Origin of the sequence: Roseicella aerolata (assembly GCF_020523605.1) — a bacterium.
GTDB classification, from domain to species: Bacteria; Pseudomonadota; Alphaproteobacteria; order Acetobacterales; family Acetobacteraceae; genus Paracraurococcus; species Paracraurococcus aerolatus.
Genome location: NZ_JAJAQI010000174.1, coordinates 1 through 828, shown reverse-complemented (window position 1 = coordinate 828; position 828 = coordinate 1). Strand labels below are relative to the sequence as shown.

At 64.9% G+C, this 828-nt stretch carries 1 protein-coding gene; it reads right to left on the bottom strand.

The window, feature by feature from the left end; all coding sequences use genetic code 11:
• Positions 1–715: IS21 family transposase (gene istA, locus LHA35_RS28415; protein WP_226615264.1), on the bottom strand; the 715-nt coding region annotated here is incomplete at its 3' end.
• Positions 716–828: the final 113 nt, after the last annotated feature.

Below are 828 nucleotides of genomic sequence, written 5' to 3'. Positions count from 1 at the left end.
CCCATCCCGAGGCCGGATTGCAGAACTCCGGCTCAAAAAGGTAGTGGCTCGCCATGGCCAGGAAGCGCGCATTGACCTGCCGCTCGCGGCTCGGGCCGATGCGGTCCACGGCAGTGCGCATGTTGTCGTAGATGCCGCGCCGCGGTACGCCGCCCAGCACGCGAAAGCCGTGGTTGTGGGCATCAAACAGCATCTCGTGCGTCTGCAGCAGGTAGGCTCGCACCAGGAAAGCGCGGCTGTGGCAGAGCTTGAGATGGGCAACCTGCAGCTTGGTGCGCTCTCCGCCGATGACGGCATGCTCCTCGCTCCAGTCGAACTGGAACGCCTCCCCTGGGGCGAACGCCAGCGGCACGAAGACGCCGCGGCCCGAGGCCTGTTGCTGCCGCAGCCAGTCGTCTCGCCAAGCTCTCACAAAGGCCGCGACCCGCCGGTACGAACCATCATAGCCGAGCCCCATCAGCTCCTCGTGGAACTGCCGAGCCGTACGTTTCTGTTTGCGTGGCCTGCGGACGTCCGCCCGCAGCCAAGCAGCCAGCCGCTCAGCAAAGGAATCCAGCTTGCTGGGCCGATCGGGTGTCCTGAAAACAGGCTGTACCGCGTCAGACCGCAGGTACTTGCGGATGGTGTTCCGCGACAGCCCGGTCCGCCGCGCAATCGCCCGGATCGACAGCTGCTCCCGGAAATGCCAGCGCCGGATAACGCTCAACAACGCCATGTCCAACACTCCCACCGCCCCCGACCAAAGGCCCGAGGCTAGCGTCCGAACATGGGTCAACTCTCAGTGGCAACTTAACCCCAAACCGGGTCAGCTCTCAGTGGCAATCAACA